This is a genomic window from Verrucomicrobiota bacterium, assembly GCA_037139415.1.
In the GTDB taxonomy this organism is placed as follows: domain Bacteria; phylum Verrucomicrobiota; class Verrucomicrobiia; order Limisphaerales; family Fontisphaeraceae; genus JBAXGN01.
This window is the reverse complement of the sequence record JBAXGN010000060.1, coordinates 1-17,004: the sequence shown is the minus strand read 5'-3', so window position 1 is coordinate 17,004 and position 17,004 is coordinate 1. Positions and strand designations below refer to the sequence as shown.

Here is a 17,004-nt window from a genome sequence, read left to right as displayed (position 1 = left end):
TACTGATCAATTTTTCTGCTGCAGTTTTCTATTTGCGTTTATTGGCGTCCATTTGCGGGCGACGCTTTCTTTCGATTTTCGGAGTTCGGATTTACTCCTCAGCCCCCATCGCTTTTCCGGCAATCCAACCTGTAGTCCAGGCGGCTTGCAGGTTGTACCCTCCGGTGAGGCCATCCAAATCCAGCAACTCGCCGCCGAAAAACAGTCCCGGACACCGACGGCTTTCCATGGTCTTGAAGTTCACCTCGTTCAGCGGAACTCCGCCGCAGGTGACAAACTCCTCTTTGTTCAGGCTTTTTCCCGTGACCGGCAGTTCCGTGCGGATTAATTGCTGGATCAATTGATGTTGCGCGGTACGCGTCAGGCCGGCACAGGGAGTGTTCCGCGCCACCCCGGCGGCCAGGACGAGCTGTTCCCATAACCGCGCTTGCAGTGGCGCAAGCGGCGCATTCACCACCAGCCGTGCGCCTTGGGTTTGCCGGCGGGCGAGCAATTCCGCCGTGATCGCCTCGGGACTGAGCGTCGGCAGCCAGTTGATGTGTACTCGCAACTGGTAGTTCAGCGCGTGCATGGTGCGTGCTCCCCAGGCGGACAAGCGCAGCACCGCCGGACCGCTCAACCCTTCGTGGGTGATGAGCAGGATGCCGCGTTCGCTCAGGTTCACCTCTGGTGCGGAGATTTTTACGTCCTCCACGACGATGCCCGCCAAGGTGTACAGCCAGGGGACGCCAATTTGAAAGGTGAACAGCGATGGCACCGGCGGCACCAGCGTGTGCTCCAGGGAAACCGCCAGTTGTCCCGCCGCCGCCGTGCGGCAGCCACCGGTGGTCAGCAGCAGGCGATCACAGGTCAAGGTTTCATGATTCGATAAATAGACTTCAAACCCGCCACCGACTCGACGGGCAACCCGTTCCACCCCGCAATTGTTCCGCAACGTCACCCCGGCCGCGCGTGCCGCCCCCAACATGCAATCAATAATGGTTTGCGAGGAATCGCTGAGCGGAAACATACAGCCGTCGTCCTGGGTCTTCAGCTTCACTCCTCGGGATTCAAACCACTGCACGGTGTCGGTAGGCTGAAAGGTGCGAAACGCCCCCAGCAGCGCCCGTTCGCCGCGCGGATAAAACGCGGCTAGCTCGCGCGGGTCAAAACACGCATGTGTCACATTGCACCGGCCCCCTCCCGAAATGAGCACCTTGGACAGGAATTGCGGTCCCTTTTCAAGCACCACCACTTCCCGTCCGGGTACAGCCTCGGCGCAAGTGACCGCCGCAAAAATTCCGGCTGCGCCCCCACCGACGATTACGATCCGTTGTACGCTCATGATGGTGGCACCCTGTCACAAAACGTTGACCGACAAAATGTTTTTCTGAAAATCAGGCCAGCTCCCAGCCTTTGCGATATTCGCGGGTCAGGTATTTGTTGGCTTCGGGTACATTGGTAATTTTTGCGGTCGCCGCATCAAAGCGCAGGCGGCGGCCGCCCATGCGCAGGGAGATCGCGCCCAGGTTGAAGGCGTCCGCGATCGGACCGGCCAGGGAGAAATCGCCAAACGTGGAGGGGCCACCCTTGATCGCCGCCAGCCAAGCCGCCTCACCATCGCTGCGGCCGCCCGGGGTGGCCACTGCCTCGGGCAGGGATTTGGCTCCCTGGAATTCGCGCATTTTCTGCGCGGGGATGATGCGCGGGTTTTCCCCGCGAAAGTCGGCCAGGATTTTTCCCCGATCGCCGATAAATAGCATGCCTTCCGGAGCGAGTTCCAGGTTGTCCGCCTCCAATTCCTCGGGCGTGGGCGGCTTCATGGAGCCGTCGTGCCAGAAGAGATCCAGGGCCGGGCGTTCGTTGCGGGCGGCAAACTTGAACCGGATCATGCACGCCGCCGGGAAAGAGTAGTCGTTCCTGATTTTGGTGGCCACCTGGCCGTTGAGCGTGCAGAGGTGGCTGGGGCGGGATTCCACCAGCACCGGGGCGTCGAGGTTGAACTGCTGGAACACCGGCCACAGGCTGTAATGTCCCATATCGGCCACCGCGCCGCCGCCGAATTCGTACCACCCGCGAAATACCGCGTGGGTATAGTTGGGATGATAGGGACGGTCCAGCGAAGGGCCGAGCCACAGGTTCCAATCAAAATCGGGCGGGATCGGCGGCTGATCCGTCGGGAGAGTCGGATACTGGGGCCACACCGGGCGATTGGACCAGTTGTGAATTTCGCGCAGCGTACCAATGGCACCCGCATCAATCCAGGCTTTGATGGTGCGGACGTTGGCACCGTTGCTGGAGGGCAGGAAGTGGGTGACCACTTTGGTCTTGCGCGCCGTCTCGATCACCAAGCGGGCCTCCAGCAGCCGGTTGGCCAGCGGCTTGTGCATGACGACGTGCTTGCCCTTGTTCATCGCGGCGATGGACACCGTTGCGTGCAGGTGGTCCGGCGTCATGATTTTAACGGCGTTGACGTCCGATTCCTTGTCCAGCAGTTCGCGGAAATCCGCATAGGCGGTCACCCCTTTGAACTTATCTGCTGCCCGCTGTTTGGCGTAAACGGTCTCGATGAACTCTTTGGCGATTTCGCGGCCGCCGGGGATGCCCGGCGCGTCCTGCCGCCAATCCGGTTTGCCCATGGTGTTGGCCAGCATCTTGCGATGGCTATCTTTGGACCAGTCCACATAATCATGACCATCCTTGACGGGATCGCACACGGCCACGATCTGCACCTCGGGCGCGGCGAGCATCTTCGGCATTTCGCGCAAACCCTGGGTGCCGCAGCCGATGTAGGCCAGGGCAATCTTTTCGCTGGGAGCGACGTGGCCCGGGCCGCCCAGGACATGCCGGGGCACGATGGTAAAGGCGGTGGCCACCGTTCCGCTGGCCAGCATGAACCGGCGACGGGAAAGACTCGCAGTTTCAGGCTGACTCTTCGTCCCACTGGCATTCACGGGTGATAATTCGTTCGTTTTCATAATCGTTTTGTGCTCCAACATGGTTATCCGGTCAAACTCCATTCAAGGCCGCCGCAAGTTTGGCATGACACTGCCGGGCGGCGGCGAGGGGATCGTACCCTGGCCGGCTGAATATCTGCCCGCTCACCTCCGCCACCACCGGGCCCTGGTACCCGTGCTGTTGCAGCAATTTGAAGTAGGCCACATAATCAGTTTTGCCATCGCCGGGCAGCAGGAACTGGAACTTTTTCGCATCCCCGGTGGCATCTTTGACATGAATAAACTTTGTTCGCGGCAACAGCAATTTCAGTGACTCCGGCAGGCCCACGCCTTGCAGTTCGAAGTGGCTGTAATCAAAGACGGCGGCCACCGCGTCTCCCGGCACCCGATCCAGCAGCCAGAGCAACCGTTCCGGCAGGTGTACCGCACTGCCCACATGGGCTTTGACGCCCAGGATGATCTTCCCGCGCTTCGCCACTTCCGCCCACGATTGCAACCGCTCAACCATGCGCTCTTTCACCGCGTCCCATTCGGAGGGTTTGCCGCCCAGCACCGTCTCCACCACGGTGGCCCGGTCCGGCGCAAGGTCATGAGCCAGTTCGGCGGCCACCTTGATTTCCTCCAGGTTTTTCGCGTGCGCGGCATCGTCCACCACCAGCTTCAAATTAAACATGAGGCCGGACAACTCCAGCGACAGGGATTGCAGTTGTTGGCGAAGCGCCTGGCGCGCGGTGGCGGATAACTGCTTGGGTTCGGAAGGAAAGCCCGGCGTCAACGTCAGTTCCACGTTGCGATAGCCAATCGCGGCACAAGCGCGCAAAGCCTCATCCAGCGGCAGCGACTTCATGCCGTACAGGCTGAATCCGAGACTAATTCCGGATGCTGCAGCGCGAGCCGCCCATGGCTGCGCCAAACCGTAACCAGCAACGGCCAGAGCCGAGCGGCGGATGAATTCACGGCGGGTTGCTTTCATATTTTCCACACTGTTAATAATCGGGCGCCGATTGACAATCAAAAACCACGACCGAAATATCCAGAGAGCGCGGTTCTCCGACCCGCTGGGGGGGCGCCGGAGAGGCTTTGGAAGCTCAGCAAGCGGCGGAGAAACGGAACAGGCTGAAGGAGGCCTTTCTTAAATCGCAGCAGGAAGCCAAGGTGCAGGAAGAAGCGCGACGCAAGGCAGAGGCAGAGGCGGAAGCGGCGGCCTTAGCGGAGGAAAAACGCGCAGCGGAGCAAGCCGCACAGGAAAAGGCCAATGCCGAGCATTGGGCAAACAGCTTGGGGATGGCGTTTGCGCCGGTGGCGGGCACGACCGTGTGGTTTGGCACCTGGGACGTGCGGGTGCAGGATTATCAAGCGTTTATTGACGCGACTGCAACCATTGAAACAGAACACCACTGGTTCGGAAAAGATACTCAGCGAAATATTAAGCGCGAATGGCCGGTTCCGTCTTTTTCACAGGGACCGACGCATTCGGCGGTGAATGTGAGTTGGGACGACGCCAAGGCGTTCTGTGCGTGGCTGACCACGAAGGAACAAGGAGAGGGGAAATTGGCCGCCGGGCAGGAGTATCGGCTGCCGACGGACGCGGAGTGGAGCTATGCGGTGGGGATTGGGGATAAAAAATGGAATGGCACGCCCAAGGAAAAGGATGGTAAACTGAAAAGGTATCTATCCCAGGGGCAATCAATGGCCACCGCCGAAAGGGGTGGGGAACTACAGTCCATCGTTGAACGTGGATGAATACGAGAACACTTCTCCGGTAGGGAGGTTTAAGGCGAATCAGTTTGGGCTTTATGATATGGGCGGGAATGTGTGGCAGTGGTGCGAGGATTTCTATGACGGCAAAAGCAGCTTCCGGATGTTGCGCGGGGCGTCGTGGGGTATCAGTTTTCCCGGTCGCCTGCTATCCTCGTACCGTTTCAACCTCGCGGGTGCCAGAGAGGTTGAGGGAATAGCTTTCTTGTCAATCGGCACTGCGGGTCTGTCATTCAGTGCAGCGCATAGTTGAACTTAGCCGTCACGGTTTGGTCTCTCCACTCACTGTCCGAATTTCCAAGTCATCCTTGCTTGTCAAGTCACGCGCTGAAATCAAAATCTGCCGCTCTGTGATAGTGAATGTAAACTCGACCTTCGGCGTGCCACGCGGCGTTGCGGGAATACCGACAATCTGAAACCGTCCGAGAGCGAGATTGCTCCTAGCCATCTGATTCGTGCCACGAAAAGCCGTGACCATGACCTGTGACTGCCCATCGGCGGCAGTACTGAAAACCTCGGAAAGTGAGTAAGGAACTGCCGTGCCTACTTTGATGAGAGGTGTGAAAACTCCACCGAGCGTCTCAATGCCAAAAGCCTCCGTCGTGCGTCCCGCTCTAACGATGGGTGTAGGGTACTCAATAACGTAAGGTGCTCGACTTGGCTTCTGGCATCCGAACACCAGAAGCGAAAGCGTAAGAATTGGAAGGAACGTACGCATGGCTGCTAATAGTCTTCTTAACCGCCCTTCCCGTTCATTGTTTCCGGTCGCCAGTTTATTATCAGGGTGCTGATAATCTCCAAAAAGGTGCCTCGATCAAGGCGAAAAAGTCAGGGCAAACGCATCTAAATTTGCCCGATAAGTGGGATTTTCCCATTATTTTACGCCTTGGGCGTTACTTGGCCTTGGATATTCGCGGCCGTTTCGGTTGCGGTTTCCGCCGGTCTGGGGAGCGCGGGGTGCGGGATGGCTGGGCGGCCCGGGTCTGCGCAATGATCCGGTCGGCATAGGCTTGGGTGAGTTTGAGGTAGTCTTGATAACCCGCGATGGCGGTCTGGAGCGCGGGCACTTGGGCACGCGGGACATACCGCACCACATTGCGTCCCTGTTCCCAAGTCTGGTGGTTGTAATACGGACCGCTGGGGCCGGTGCGGATCAGGCAAAGTTTTCCGCGCGCCATGCGTTGGATGCGCGCCAGTTGTTTTAAAATCAATTTCGGTGTTGACGGTATGGTCATGCCCAAGATATATATCTAACTATATATTATGTCAAACACCAATGTTATTCCTGTCCAACCGGCCGGCCTGAACAGCTTGCTCACCCATTTCCAGACGTTGCCCGATCCGCGCGGCAACCGCACCAAGGACCACCCGCTCATGGATCTGTTGGTGATCGCCATCTGCACGCTCCTGTGCGGGGGCGAAACCTTTAGATGCGTTTGCCCTGATGCAAACATTTACGTCACTTTACCTGAAAGCAATCGCCTGATATTTTTTCCGCATGAGAACAACATTGGCTGAACCAGAAATCGTGACACGCAAAGGCCGACCTGTGTCTGTTATCGTGCCGATCAAGGACTACGAAGAGCTGTTGGAACGAGCGGAAGATGCGGATGACGTGGCTTGGCTCAAACAGGCTCGCCGCAAGCCGCTTCAATTTCGCTCGTTGGCGGACTACCTGGCTACCCGCAAGGGCAAGTAACCATGAAAAGTCCGATGTCACCCCGCATAACCGCAGACCCCGACCCGCGGGGAGTTGGTTACAGGAAGCATCATTTCCTCACCGCACTCATGCTTTGGAGCACAGGCATCACAAAACCATGCCTCCGCGTTATAAATGCACTGCGAACAAACCAGGGTGGCTGGCTTGCCGCACGTCTCACATTTTATCTGAGGCGGATTATTGCGGGCCAGAATGGAAATGTCCTTGCTATTGTGAGTTTGCTTCAATTCCCCTACCACCTTCAGTTTGAGATTGGTTGAGCTGCCAAAATCGTACTCATGCTCAAAGGTCATGCCCGGTGCCAACACCGCATAGAGTTTCTTGGCCATGCTTTGATCTCTCGCGCCGCCAAAGAAGGAATCTGGACTGGGAGATGACGAATAGGTGACCCCGTCAATGGTAAAGGCGCTCAGATGGCCGCAACATTCCAACCAAATCGCGCGCAGAAACTGATCGAGGGATTGCAGTTTGGCGGCGGCGGGCACTTCCAAATGTAACCAGTAATCTGGAAGGTAACTGCCTTCCACAATGATATGGAAGGCTTTGAGAGGTTCGATGCTGGAGCCAGCCTGTGCGGCAGCCGCTTTGGCGAAACAAGCGGTGAGGTGCCGCGTCATGCTGCCCTTGTTGAAGGTGCCACCGCATGAACCACATTGTCCGGTTGAGGCAGGTCGTTTCATATGCGCGCTAGGCTTTCAAAAAGGAATCTGGTTGGCAATAACAACTTTTCGCATAACGACTTTCCGCACCGCACTATAAGGAAAACGCTGATGCGTTCCAGGAACGCAGTCCAACAGTCGTTTCATACTTTGATTTTGATCGTTAAAAAAGATGGCGGATAAGGAGCAGGCCGCTGCGACCTGCGGTAAAGCAGGCGCGACAGCGCAGGCGAGGATTTTGGGATCGCCGCAAATGGGTGATGTTGCACTGCGGACAGTGATATTCGTACCGTCGCCGAATCTTCGCCAAACGCTGTTCCAGGCCAAAGACATGTTCACGCCGGGCCGTGACATTCGGCGCGTAACCGGCGACCTGCATCAGGTGGCGCCACTCCGGACCATGCGGCTTGATCCGGGCGCCGAATTTTTGGTAGGCGGCCAGATGCGCGGCTTCGTGACAAAGGGTTTCCACCAGAAGTTTGTGATTCGGTTCCAGCAACAGAATATCACTAAGGGTAATCCGGCCTTGCCGTGGCCGACAGCGGCCCAAGGCGCAATGCAAACGCGGACTGAACAGGATATGGATCTGCGCCGGCAAGTCAGGCACCTGCCAGAGGTGGCACCATTGCTCCAGATGTGCCATCAACCCGAAATCCAAAGGCGCACTCGGAGGTCTCGCTGCAGCCTCGGAATTCGGGTTCAACACATCTGATACGCCCGCCATGGCGGGCTGGCCGTTGGGGAGTGCCGCAGTCATGGCGCCCCGGCCTTCAGAGCCGCCAAGATGCTGGCCGCCACCTGCTGCGCGAGCAACTCCGAACCTGCGCCGTTAAAATGCACATCGCCAGGATTTTGAAGTTTGCCGACGTGCGGGGCAATGGCGGCATTCAGGTCGTCAATGGCCACGTCGTTTTCGTCCATGACTTTTTTGGCGATGGTATTGTACTGATCCACACTGCCAAAACGACGGTTGGGGGCGAGAATGCCGCTGTTCGGTACCGGGGTGGTGGTGGCCCAGATCAGTTTCGCCCCGGTGGCCTTCAGCCGCTTCACCAGCTCGCGCAGATTTTTCTCATAGACTTCCGGGGGCGAGTGGCGAACACCCTCGGGCGGCAACTTGGCATCGTGAAGGCCGAAGTTAAAGTGGATGACATCCCATGTATTCGTCCCCAACCAGGCATTGAGCATGGTCAGCCCATAGCCGGTCGAACTGCAATTGTTCGGCGGGCGATGCACGTTGGCCTTGTCTTTGAGCAGCGCGCGCGTGGGCGGCGTGTAGCCCATGGAAATCGAATCACCGATGAGCAGCACGCACGGCAATCCGGCGACGTCCGCGACCGGCGCAAAGGCGGGAGCCGGCGCAGCCTTGGACTGCTGAGGATCAGCGGCCCGCAATCCGGCCATTGAAGCCAGTAATAACCCCGCCAGCGTGATAAAGAGTCGTCTATTCATGGCAATCATTCTTTCGCCAGGACGCCATCCACACATCTCACGACAACCCAGCCGAGGCGTTTTAGGACGCTGCGTCCATGGCCGTATTTTCAATTCACGGTCACCGATAATCCCCAACGTCAATGCCAAATTGTGACCATGCCGAGTTGCGAATTTAAATTATCGCAGTCCAGTATGGAAGAAAATAACCCTCTGGCAAAATTCACGCTTGAATCCGGACTGCGGCAAGCATAGGTTTCGCCCCCATGAATGAGCTTATGAATAGCGAATCAAAAGGAGTGCTCCCTTACCGCCATACGACAAGGGAATACATTCAGTGTGCCAAAAAACAACTTGCGATCAGTTCTCTGCTGGGCTTTCTATTGGCCGCACCCATGCCAGGCCGTTCCCAAACCTTGGATTCCTTTAATCCGGGAGCGAATGACCTCGTGGAAAATATTGCGGTTTTGAGTGGCGGTAAAATACTGGTGTCGGGAAGCTTTACGACGCTAGGCGGCCAATCCGTCACCTGGGGTTTTGGCAAACTCAATGTGGATGGGAGCCGCGATCCATTCTTTTTCCCAGGGGCAAGTCCAGCACACCTTGTGATGCAGCCCGAGGGTAAAATTCTCCAACTGGTGAATGGCCAGATTAAACGGCTCAATGCGGATGGCAGTACGGATGCCGCCTTTAACAGCCAGTGGGCGGGCACCGACACATATAGTGTACTCACCATGGCGGCACAACCCGATGGAAAAATCCTCGTGGGCGGGGAATTCACGACGCTGGCGGGACAACCGCGCCTGTGCATTGGTAGATTTAATGCGGATGGCAGTCTGGATGGCACTTTTCATCCCAGCACTAACTGGTCCATAAACGGTCCTTCCGTGTTTTCCCTGGCGGTGTTACCCACCGGGAAAATCCTTGCCAGTGGAGCTTTCCCCACGCCGGATGGCAAGGGGATCAAGTATTTTGCGCGATTCAATGCGGATGGCAGCGTGGACTCCACTTTCAGCTTGAGCGTCAATAGCTTCGCCTCAGCCATGGTGGTGCAACCGGACGGGAAGGTTTTGTTGGGGGGAACGTTTACCAAGCTGAACGGCATACGCTATCAGCCAGCATTAGGCGTCATCCGGCTCAATGCCAATGGCACTTTGGACACCACGTTCAAGGTGGGGATAGACGGTGGAAGTTACCAGGGTGCACAAGCCTCCTGGGTGTCGTCGTTGGCGCTGCAACCGGATGGGAAAATATTGGTGGGGGGAAACTTTGCCACCCTGGGCGGGCAGGCACGCGCCAACCTTGGACGGCTTAACAGCTCGATCAAGATCGCCAAGCCAACCTTGGCGATTGCGGAACCTAAAATCGGCCAAAGAGTGAGCAACAGCCTTTTCACCGTGAAGGGAACAGCGAGCGGCAGTGCGGCAATAACCGGCGTGCAGTTTCAATTGAACAATGGAACTTGGCAGCCAGCCACGGGCACGACAACCTGGGAAGCCACACTTCCGTTAACCATGCGTTCCAACACAGTCAAAGCCTACGCCACGGACGCAGTCGGCAACTATTCCGCAACCAGCAGCGTCAGTTTTCTGTATATTGCGAGCGACACATTGACAGTTTGGACCAACGGCAACGGGACAATCAAAGGCAGCTACAACGGCAAGCTGCTGGAACTCGGGCAAAGCTACACGATGACGGCGGTACCGGGAACAGGCTACCTGTTCTCCAACTGGGTCAATGGAGCCGGAGCCGTCCTGACCAATGGCCCAGCCTTGAAGTTCACCATGGAAAGCAATTTGACACTGGTGGCCAATTTTGTACCCAACCCATTCATTCCGATTGCCGGGAACTATAGCGGATTGTTCTCTGATACCAACGGCGTAGCCGTCAGCAATGCGGGCTCCTTCACCATCAGTGTGACCCCAGCCGGGACCTTTACCGCTCAAGTGCAGCAGGGTGCAAAGAGTTATCCGCTGTCAGGCCAGTTTGCGCTAGACGGCACTTGGCAGACCGCTTCGATCAAAGGTGCAGCAGGGTGGAACGCAACGCTGCAAATTGATCTCCACAGTGGCAGTGCCATCACCGGACGCATTGGCAACGGCACCTGGACGGCGGAAATCTATGTCCTGCGGGCAGCCTATTCCAAGCTCAACCCCGCACCACAAGCCGGCCAATACACGCTCGTCATTACCAGCAACGGCGGTTCGACGAATCTTCCCGGAGGTTATGGTGCGCTGGCGGTGAGCGTGAGTCCGACGGGGGGCGTGACGGTGAACGGGGCAATGGGCGACGGCGAGCCCGTGACGGCCAGCACCGTTGTGTCCAAAACCGGACAATGGCCGCTTTACAGCGCGCTGTACGGGAAAACCGGAATGGTGATCGGCTGGCTGAATTTTACGAACAACACAGATTTGGGAGGGGTGGTGAGCTGGAGCAAGCCGGCACAACCCAAGGCGAAAATGTACACCACTGGCTGGCCTTGCGAGGTCTGCAACGCGGTCGGCTCATCCTTCACCAATTTGCCGCAGATCCTGAACTGGACGAATGGCACGATAATTCTTGAAGGCGGGAATCTTGCCGAAAGTGTCACCAACGGGATCGCGATTGGCGCAGGAAACAAAGTGACCGGCACCAACGGACTGAAACTCACGCTGACCACGACCGGTATTAAAGCCGGATTATTCACCGGCAGTGTTGGAATTCCGGGAACGAAGACCACCAGAACCATCAACGGCGCACTGCTCCAAAACCAAAATGCCGGCTACGGCTGGTTCCTGGGAACAAACCTGGCGGGAAGCGTTATTATAAACGCCGAATAGCCATGAGAAGATCGTTATTATTCTGGTGGTGCATCGTGGTCGGCACGTGGGCAGTGGGTGCCGGAACCCCGATTGGCCGGCAGTCGGTGGTGGAACGGCACAAGGTGGTGCTTGCCAAAGCCGATCCACAAACGATTTTGCAAGTCGGCAATGGCGAATTCGCCTTTGGCGTGGACATCACCGGCTTGCAAACCTTTTATGGGAATACCTTATCGCAATGGGGCTGGCACAGTTACCCGCTCCCGGCAGGCGTGCGGCTGACCGATTTCAAACTCACCGAATACGAGGTGCATGGGCGAAAGGTAGGTTACGCAACCAGCAGCAAAGGACAGGAGGCGGTTTACACGTGGCTGCGCGAAAACCCGCACCGTTTCAACTTGGGCCGGATTGCCTTGCGCCTTCAGTCGGCGACCAACAGCGGGTTGAAAGCAGATCAAATCAGGCAGGCCCACCAGGAATTGGATTTATGGCGGGGAATCATCACCAGCCAATATGAGTTGGAAGGGCAGCCGGTGCGGGTGGAGACCTGCGCGCATCCCGAACTCAATGCCATCGCCATACGCATTGAGTCGCCGTTGCTAGCCAAGGGAAGGCTGGCGGTGGAACTGGCTTTTCCCTATGGCAATCATCTCGTCACCGGCGCGAATTGGAACGCACCGGAGGCGCACACAACACGCGTCACCCGAAAAGATCGCCAGGCCCAATTGGATCGCACGCTGGATGACACGCACTACACCACGGCCCTGGCATGGACTGGAGCCGCCGTCTTAAGGGAGGAAACCGCACATGTCTTTTCACTCGCTGCCGAGGGAACAGAAACCACCTTGGAATTCGTTGTCGCTTTCGCTGCTGAGAAACCGTCAGGGGCATTGCCGGATTTTGCCACGGTAAAAGCCGCGGCTGCGGCCCATTGGGCGCGCTTCTGGCAGACCGGTGGCGCCATCGATTTATCCGGCAGCAAAGATGGGCGCTGGCACGAACTGGAACGGCGCATTGTGCAGTCGCAATACTTGCTGGCGGCGAACGAGGCTGGTTCCCTGCCTCCTCAGGAAAGCGGCTTGTATAACAACAGTGGTTGGTATGGGAAATTCCACCTGGAGATGCACTGGTGGCACGGAGCACATTACGCGCTGTGGGACCGCTGGCCACTGTTTGAGCGCAGTCTGGGCTGGTACCAGAAAACGTTGCCCGCTGCACGCGAGCTTGCCGAACAACAAGGTTACCGTGGCGCACGCTGGCCAAAGATGGTGGGGCCGGAGGGACGCGACTCCCCTTCCGGTGTGGGCCCGTTGCTGATCTGGCAACAGCCGCACCCGATCTTCTACGCGCTGCTGGACTACCGGTTGCATCCCACCCGGGCCACCCTGGAAAAGTGGCAGGAAGTCGTGTTTGCCACGGCCGATTTCATGGCGGCATACGCGGTGCTGGATCACGCCACGGGAAAATACGTACTCGGTCCGCCCTTGAAGACAGTGCCGGAAAATACCGATCCGTTGGGGGCATACAACCCAGCCTTTGAATTATCCTATTGGCGGTTCGGGTTGCGCGAGGCGCAAACTTGGCGTGAACGCTTGGGCCTGACACGCACTCCGGAGTGGGATGAGGTGCTGCGCCGCCTTGCGCCATTACCGGAACAGGACGGCTGCTATTTACAGCAGGAAGGCATGACCAACACCTATACCAAATGGAATTGGGAACACCCGTCGCTGGTGGGAATGCTGGGATTTTTACCCGGCGATGGGGCCAATCCCGTCACCACCAAAAACACCGTGCGCAAAACCTGGCAGACCTGGCAATGGGATCGCAAGACCTGGGGTTGGGACTTTCCGCTGCTGGCGATGGGGGCGGCACGCAATGGCGAACGGCAGATGGCGGTGGACGCGCTATTGCACCCGGCGGCGAGGAACCAATTCAACGCGGCCGGCCTAAGCTTGGGCGGTCCATTCCCGTACTTTCCCAGCAATGGCGGGCTACTCTATGCGGTGGCAATGATGGCAGCCGGTTGGGATGGCGCTCCGGAGAAACAATCAGCACCTGGTTTCCCGGATGACGGGAGCTGGGTGGTGAAATGGGAAGGGCTGAAACCAGCGCCGTAAAGACGAGAGGGGACGCACAAACATCTGTGAAAATCCGAAATCCGAAGCACAAAACTGGCAGGTGCAAAAGGATGGCCAGTAGCCAGGAGTTGGAAGTCAGCAGATCGAATTGATTACTCCAGGCTCAAGCTGATTTTCCCCAGCTTGCCCTGAAAGTTATTCGGACCTTTGTAGTCACCGACTTCATGGCCGCCATCGAAGCCAACCGTCAGCCCATCCGTCGGGGTTTTGCTCAAGAACCCGCCAACATTGCCAATCGCCACCTCTTTTCCATTCACGCGCAAGGTTACCGTGCCACTGTTGGCCAAGGTCACACCGACTTTGCACGGTCCCGAAGGCAGCGCCGTTGCCGCAGTAACCGTGGAGAGGTTGCCTTTCTCGCGCAGAATGAAACTTAAGCGTCCTTCCACGACCAGCAAAGCATAACCGAGATTGCGGCCGCCCTGGGCCAGAATCACCCCATTGCCGGGTTCCGTCACCTCAGCGGTGATGGTGAGGGGGCGCTTGGCTACTTCCGGAGAGGATTCTTGGTCAAAGCTGTCCCCCGCCTTGAGATCCATCATCGAGCTACCGGCATTTGTCTGCCCATACGGCGGCTTCCAAATCCACGGCAGCACTTGTGCCCGCTTGGCCCACGCTTCCCATTGCGCCATCAGTTCCCGCACCCGCTCGGGCTGTTCCGCCGCCAGATCATGCATCTCAGTGCGATCGGCGTTCATATCATACAGTTCCCATTTCCCGGCGGGTCCTTTCGCCACCAGTTTCCACGCACCGATGCGGATGGCGCGATTGCCTTCGTGCTCCCAATAAAGCGGGTTGGGACGCACCAGCGGTTTATCCTCCAGTAGCGGCCGCAGGCTCACGCCCTCCATGGGCCGAACCTTTTGGCCCGCGACTTCCGCCGGATAATCGGCTTGGGCCAAATCCACGCACGTTGCCATGATGTCCACCAAATGAGCGGGAGTATGGACCAGCTTATTGGTCAACGCGGTGGCAATTCCTCGCGGCCAATGCGCGATCAATGGTGTGGAAATTCCCCCCTCATGCACCCAATGTTTATATTCACGAAACGGCGTATTGCTCACATTGGCCCAGGCTTTGCCGTAGGCGATAAAGGTATCCTCGGGGCCGGGCATATTCTCCGGCCCACGCAGCATGGGCATGCCCGCGCGCGTCTGGGTAGGCCGAACATCCAGCCGAATCGCCTCCGGTGGAATCACCGGCAAGGTGGGTTTATCCGGGCGCTTCGGGCCGGCATTGCGGCCAATGGTTTCGGCGCAACCACCGTTATCCTGGAGAAACACGACCAGGGTATTTTCTAGCTGCCCTTGCTTTCGCAGCGTGGCGACGATCCGGCCAATGCCCTGATCCATGCTGTCAATCATGGCCGCATATACCTCCATGCAACGCGCCTCCCACGCTTGGTTGGTGGCCGCTTCCCAATCACCGGCCTGCGGGCTTAAGTCCCACGTGGGTTGGATTAACCCCAGTTGCTTGGCGCGCTCGAACCGGGCCTGCCGTATGGGGGTATAACCACCATCATACCGGCCCTTGTACTTGGCAATATCGGAGTTCTTGGCGTGCAGCGGCCAATGGGCGGCGGTGTACGCCACATACAGAAAGAACGGCTCGCTCGCATGGTCCCGCTGATGCTCCGTGATGAACCGCACGGCGTGATCGGTGATGGCATCCGTGTAATAAAAGAGCGCGGGCCGATAGTCCGGGTCGCTCAGCGCGGATACGGGCGTATTATCGCGGACCAGCGTGCCCGGGTCAAAATAACTGCCGGCCCCGGTAATGGTGCCATAATAACGGTCGAAGCCCCGTTGCAACGGCCAATTATACTTGGGGCCATCCCCCTTCAGATTCAGCGACACATGCCATTTGCCGACCGCGTAGGTGCGATAATGAGCGGGGCGCAAGACTTCGGCGATCGTGCGGCACTTTTGATTTAACTGTCCCTGATACCCTTCGAGCCCCTTATCCTCGATCATGTGCCCCACCCCCGCCTGATGCGGATATAATCCGGTCAATAGGGAAGCGCGCGTGGGGCAACACCGGGCGGTATTATAAAACTGGGTGAACCGCACGCCCCCGGCTGCCAGTTGATCCAGATTGGGGGTCTGGATTTCGCTGCCATAACAACCAAGGTCGGAATACCCCATATCATCTGAAAGAATGACGATGAAATTGGGGCGGGTGGCAGTACCCGGCGGAGTTTGCGCGGGCAGGGCGGACGCCCATCCCATAAATACGACAGCAATCACAAGCAACTTCATGCCGGCAGCATACCCCCCGAATCCCGCATTGTGAAGCCTGAATCTCAATCAGGCTTGCGCGAACTGCGTCCCCACGCCCGGCCGTTTTGCAATTGACCGCCGGGGGCGTTACAGGGATGGGATGGTTGGTGCCATAATAACAAACTGGCAGCCGATGATAATTTCTGCCAATCCTTCGAATTGAGCGGGCACAATCCAGCGCCGGGTTTTGGACGGTGGCGGGGAATTTATGCGCTGCACCAGACGCAAAAAAAAGCCGCCCTGGAGTTTCCAGGGCGGCGGCGGCTCAAACCGAACCGACTCAAGACGGCATGAAAACGACCACCTCCGACCAGGGGCCGGGGCCGTCTTGGCCAATGGCGTGAATGCGGAACGAGTAATCCTTGCCGCGATCCAGGCCGGCAATCTTAATTCTGTGGCAGGAACCGTGCTGCGCGCCGAGCTTCCAATTGGCTGGCACGGACGTATCCCCCAGGCAATATTGCACCTCGAACGAGCGCGCCCCGCGCGGGCTTTTCGCGCTGGCCACCACTGAGCCGGGCAACGCACCGGCGACAACCTTGAAACTCTGCGGCGCGGCAGGTGGGTTGGGATTCGGCACGCGGTCTTTGACCAGGTCATAACCGGTGCTTTCCAGAATGGTCCGGTCGCCGCCGGACTTGACCTGCAAGTAAACGCCAATTTGACGGACGAGGGCCAGCAATTCCTTGCGCAGCGCGTTCTTGGCGGAGATTTTACCCTTGTCGCGGTCGGCGGCTGCCGCCATCGCCTCGGCAAAGGCCGTTTGTTTGGCAGTCAACGCCGCCAGAGTGGGAAACTCCGTCGGCCACGGCAACGGAAAATGCAAATTGCCCGTCAACCCGTGGACCATTGCGAACGTTTTCGTCAGCAAGATCGGATCGCTTGTGTCGGAATAGTCCAGTATCAATTTTACCATAGAAGCTCCTGACACAGCCAGATTTAGGGAAGCCCATCGAAAATTTCCATAGGTTACCTGCCCATAACGCGGCTGCTCCATATATTTTGTTGCTCTGTTACATCCCGGCACATCGTCGGGATCTCTGAGAGCTATCTTTTTCATAAAATGCGCGGCCTGCCAAGCAAAAAAGCAAAAAAAATTGAGGCCACTTACAAAATGGGCTCCGTAAGGCCCGCCAGTCACCCCTTAAAACACCGCCTAAGCCATTGCCAAACAGGCAGTTTAAGCGTAAAAAGTAAAAGCTGCTCCAGATGAGCAAAAAGCCTCATCCAAAAGCGCTCCCGCCCCAGCGGAAAGCGCTCCCGCCCCAGCGGAAAGCGCTCCCGC

General features: G+C 57.8%; 15 protein-coding genes. 6 read left to right on the top strand and 9 right to left on the bottom strand.

The window, feature by feature from the left end:
- Positions 1-91: 91 nt before the first annotated feature.
- From WCO56_12355 to WCO56_12345, 3 genes are read right to left on the bottom strand one after another with little or no spacing between them, the layout of a single operon-like run.
- Entirely contained in the window at positions 92-1,324 is a 1,233-nt protein-coding gene (locus WCO56_12355) for an NAD(P)/FAD-dependent oxidoreductase (protein ID MEI7730360.1), read from the bottom strand.
- A 52-nt stretch (positions 1,325-1,376) separates the two neighbouring features.
- The gene (locus WCO56_12350) at positions 1,377-2,957 is read right to left on the bottom strand and encodes a Gfo/Idh/MocA family oxidoreductase (GenBank protein ID MEI7730359.1); all 1,581 of its coding nucleotides are present in this window, start codon (positions 2,955-2,957) and stop codon (positions 1,377-1,379) included.
- Positions 2,958-2,988: 31 nt separating this feature from the next.
- Positions 2,989-3,909, bottom strand: a complete 921-nt coding sequence (locus WCO56_12345) for a sugar phosphate isomerase/epimerase (GenBank protein ID MEI7730358.1) — start codon at positions 3,907-3,909, stop codon at positions 2,989-2,991.
- Between the two features lie 107 nt (positions 3,910-4,016).
- On the opposite strand from WCO56_12345, the gene WCO56_12340 reads away from it, so the two are divergent.
- Positions 4,017-4,679 (top strand): SUMF1/EgtB/PvdO family nonheme iron enzyme, encoded by a 663-nt coding sequence (locus tag WCO56_12340; protein MEI7730357.1) that lies wholly within the window; start codon positions 4,017-4,019, stop codon positions 4,677-4,679.
- Positions 4,645-4,947 (top strand): SUMF1/EgtB/PvdO family nonheme iron enzyme, encoded by a 303-nt coding sequence (locus WCO56_12335; GenBank protein ID MEI7730356.1) that lies wholly within the window; start codon positions 4,645-4,647, stop codon positions 4,945-4,947. Before WCO56_12340 ends, WCO56_12335 begins: the two co-directional genes overlap by 35 nt.
- Before the next feature lie 640 nt (positions 4,948-5,587).
- Here the strand turns inward: WCO56_12335 and WCO56_12330 are convergent.
- Positions 5,588-5,929, bottom strand: coding sequence for a hypothetical protein (locus tag WCO56_12330; protein MEI7730355.1), 342 nt, complete (start codon positions 5,927-5,929; stop codon positions 5,588-5,590).
- A gap of 28 nt (positions 5,930-5,957) precedes the next feature.
- Between WCO56_12330 and WCO56_12325 the strand changes: the two genes are divergently transcribed.
- Positions 5,958-6,212 (top strand): transposase family protein, encoded by a 255-nt coding sequence (locus WCO56_12325; GenBank protein ID MEI7730354.1) that lies wholly within the window; start codon positions 5,958-5,960, stop codon positions 6,210-6,212.
- On the top strand, positions 6,193-6,393 hold the full coding sequence (locus WCO56_12320) for a type II toxin-antitoxin system prevent-host-death family antitoxin (protein MEI7730353.1): 201 nt from the start codon (positions 6,193-6,195) through the stop codon (positions 6,391-6,393). The genes WCO56_12325 and WCO56_12320 overlap by 20 nt, the downstream gene beginning before the upstream one ends.
- Before the next feature lie 17 nt (positions 6,394-6,410).
- On the opposite strand, the gene WCO56_12315 is transcribed toward WCO56_12320, so the two are convergent.
- The 3 genes from WCO56_12315 to WCO56_12305 form a co-directional block, all read right to left on the bottom strand.
- Positions 6,411-7,094 carry a hypothetical protein gene (locus tag WCO56_12315; protein MEI7730352.1) on the bottom strand — a complete coding sequence of 228 codons (684 nt, stop codon included), beginning with the start codon at positions 7,092-7,094 and terminating at the stop codon, positions 6,411-6,413.
- A 142-nt stretch (positions 7,095-7,236) separates the two neighbouring features.
- A complete protein-coding gene (locus WCO56_12310) occupies positions 7,237-7,830 on the bottom strand; it encodes a SprT-like domain-containing protein (protein ID MEI7730351.1) in 594 nt (197 codons plus the stop codon).
- Positions 7,827-8,525 carry an SGNH/GDSL hydrolase family protein gene (locus WCO56_12305; GenBank protein MEI7730350.1) on the bottom strand — a complete coding sequence of 233 codons (699 nt, stop codon included), beginning with the start codon at positions 8,523-8,525 and terminating at the stop codon, positions 7,827-7,829. Before WCO56_12305 ends, WCO56_12310 begins: the two co-directional genes overlap by 4 nt.
- A 257-nt stretch (positions 8,526-8,782) precedes the next feature.
- Between WCO56_12305 and WCO56_12300 the strand changes: the two genes are divergently transcribed.
- A complete protein-coding gene (locus WCO56_12300; protein ID MEI7730349.1) occupies positions 8,783-11,323 on the top strand; it encodes an Ig-like domain-containing protein in 2,541 nt (846 codons plus the stop codon).
- A 2-nt stretch (positions 11,324-11,325) separates the two neighbouring features.
- Complete coding sequence (locus WCO56_12295; GenBank protein MEI7730348.1) at positions 11,326-13,419, top strand: hypothetical protein; 2,094 nt, start codon at positions 11,326-11,328, stop codon at positions 13,417-13,419.
- Between the two features lie 113 nt (positions 13,420-13,532).
- Here WCO56_12295 and WCO56_12290 read toward each other — a convergent pair whose 3' ends face one another.
- Positions 13,533-15,698, bottom strand: coding sequence for an arylsulfatase (locus WCO56_12290; protein ID MEI7730347.1), 2,166 nt, complete (start codon positions 15,696-15,698; stop codon positions 13,533-13,535).
- A 301-nt stretch (positions 15,699-15,999) separates the two neighbouring features.
- On the bottom strand, positions 16,000-16,635 hold the full coding sequence (locus WCO56_12285) for a fibronectin type III domain-containing protein (GenBank protein ID MEI7730346.1): 636 nt from the start codon (positions 16,633-16,635) through the stop codon (positions 16,000-16,002).
- Positions 16,636-17,004 lie beyond the last annotated feature (369 nt).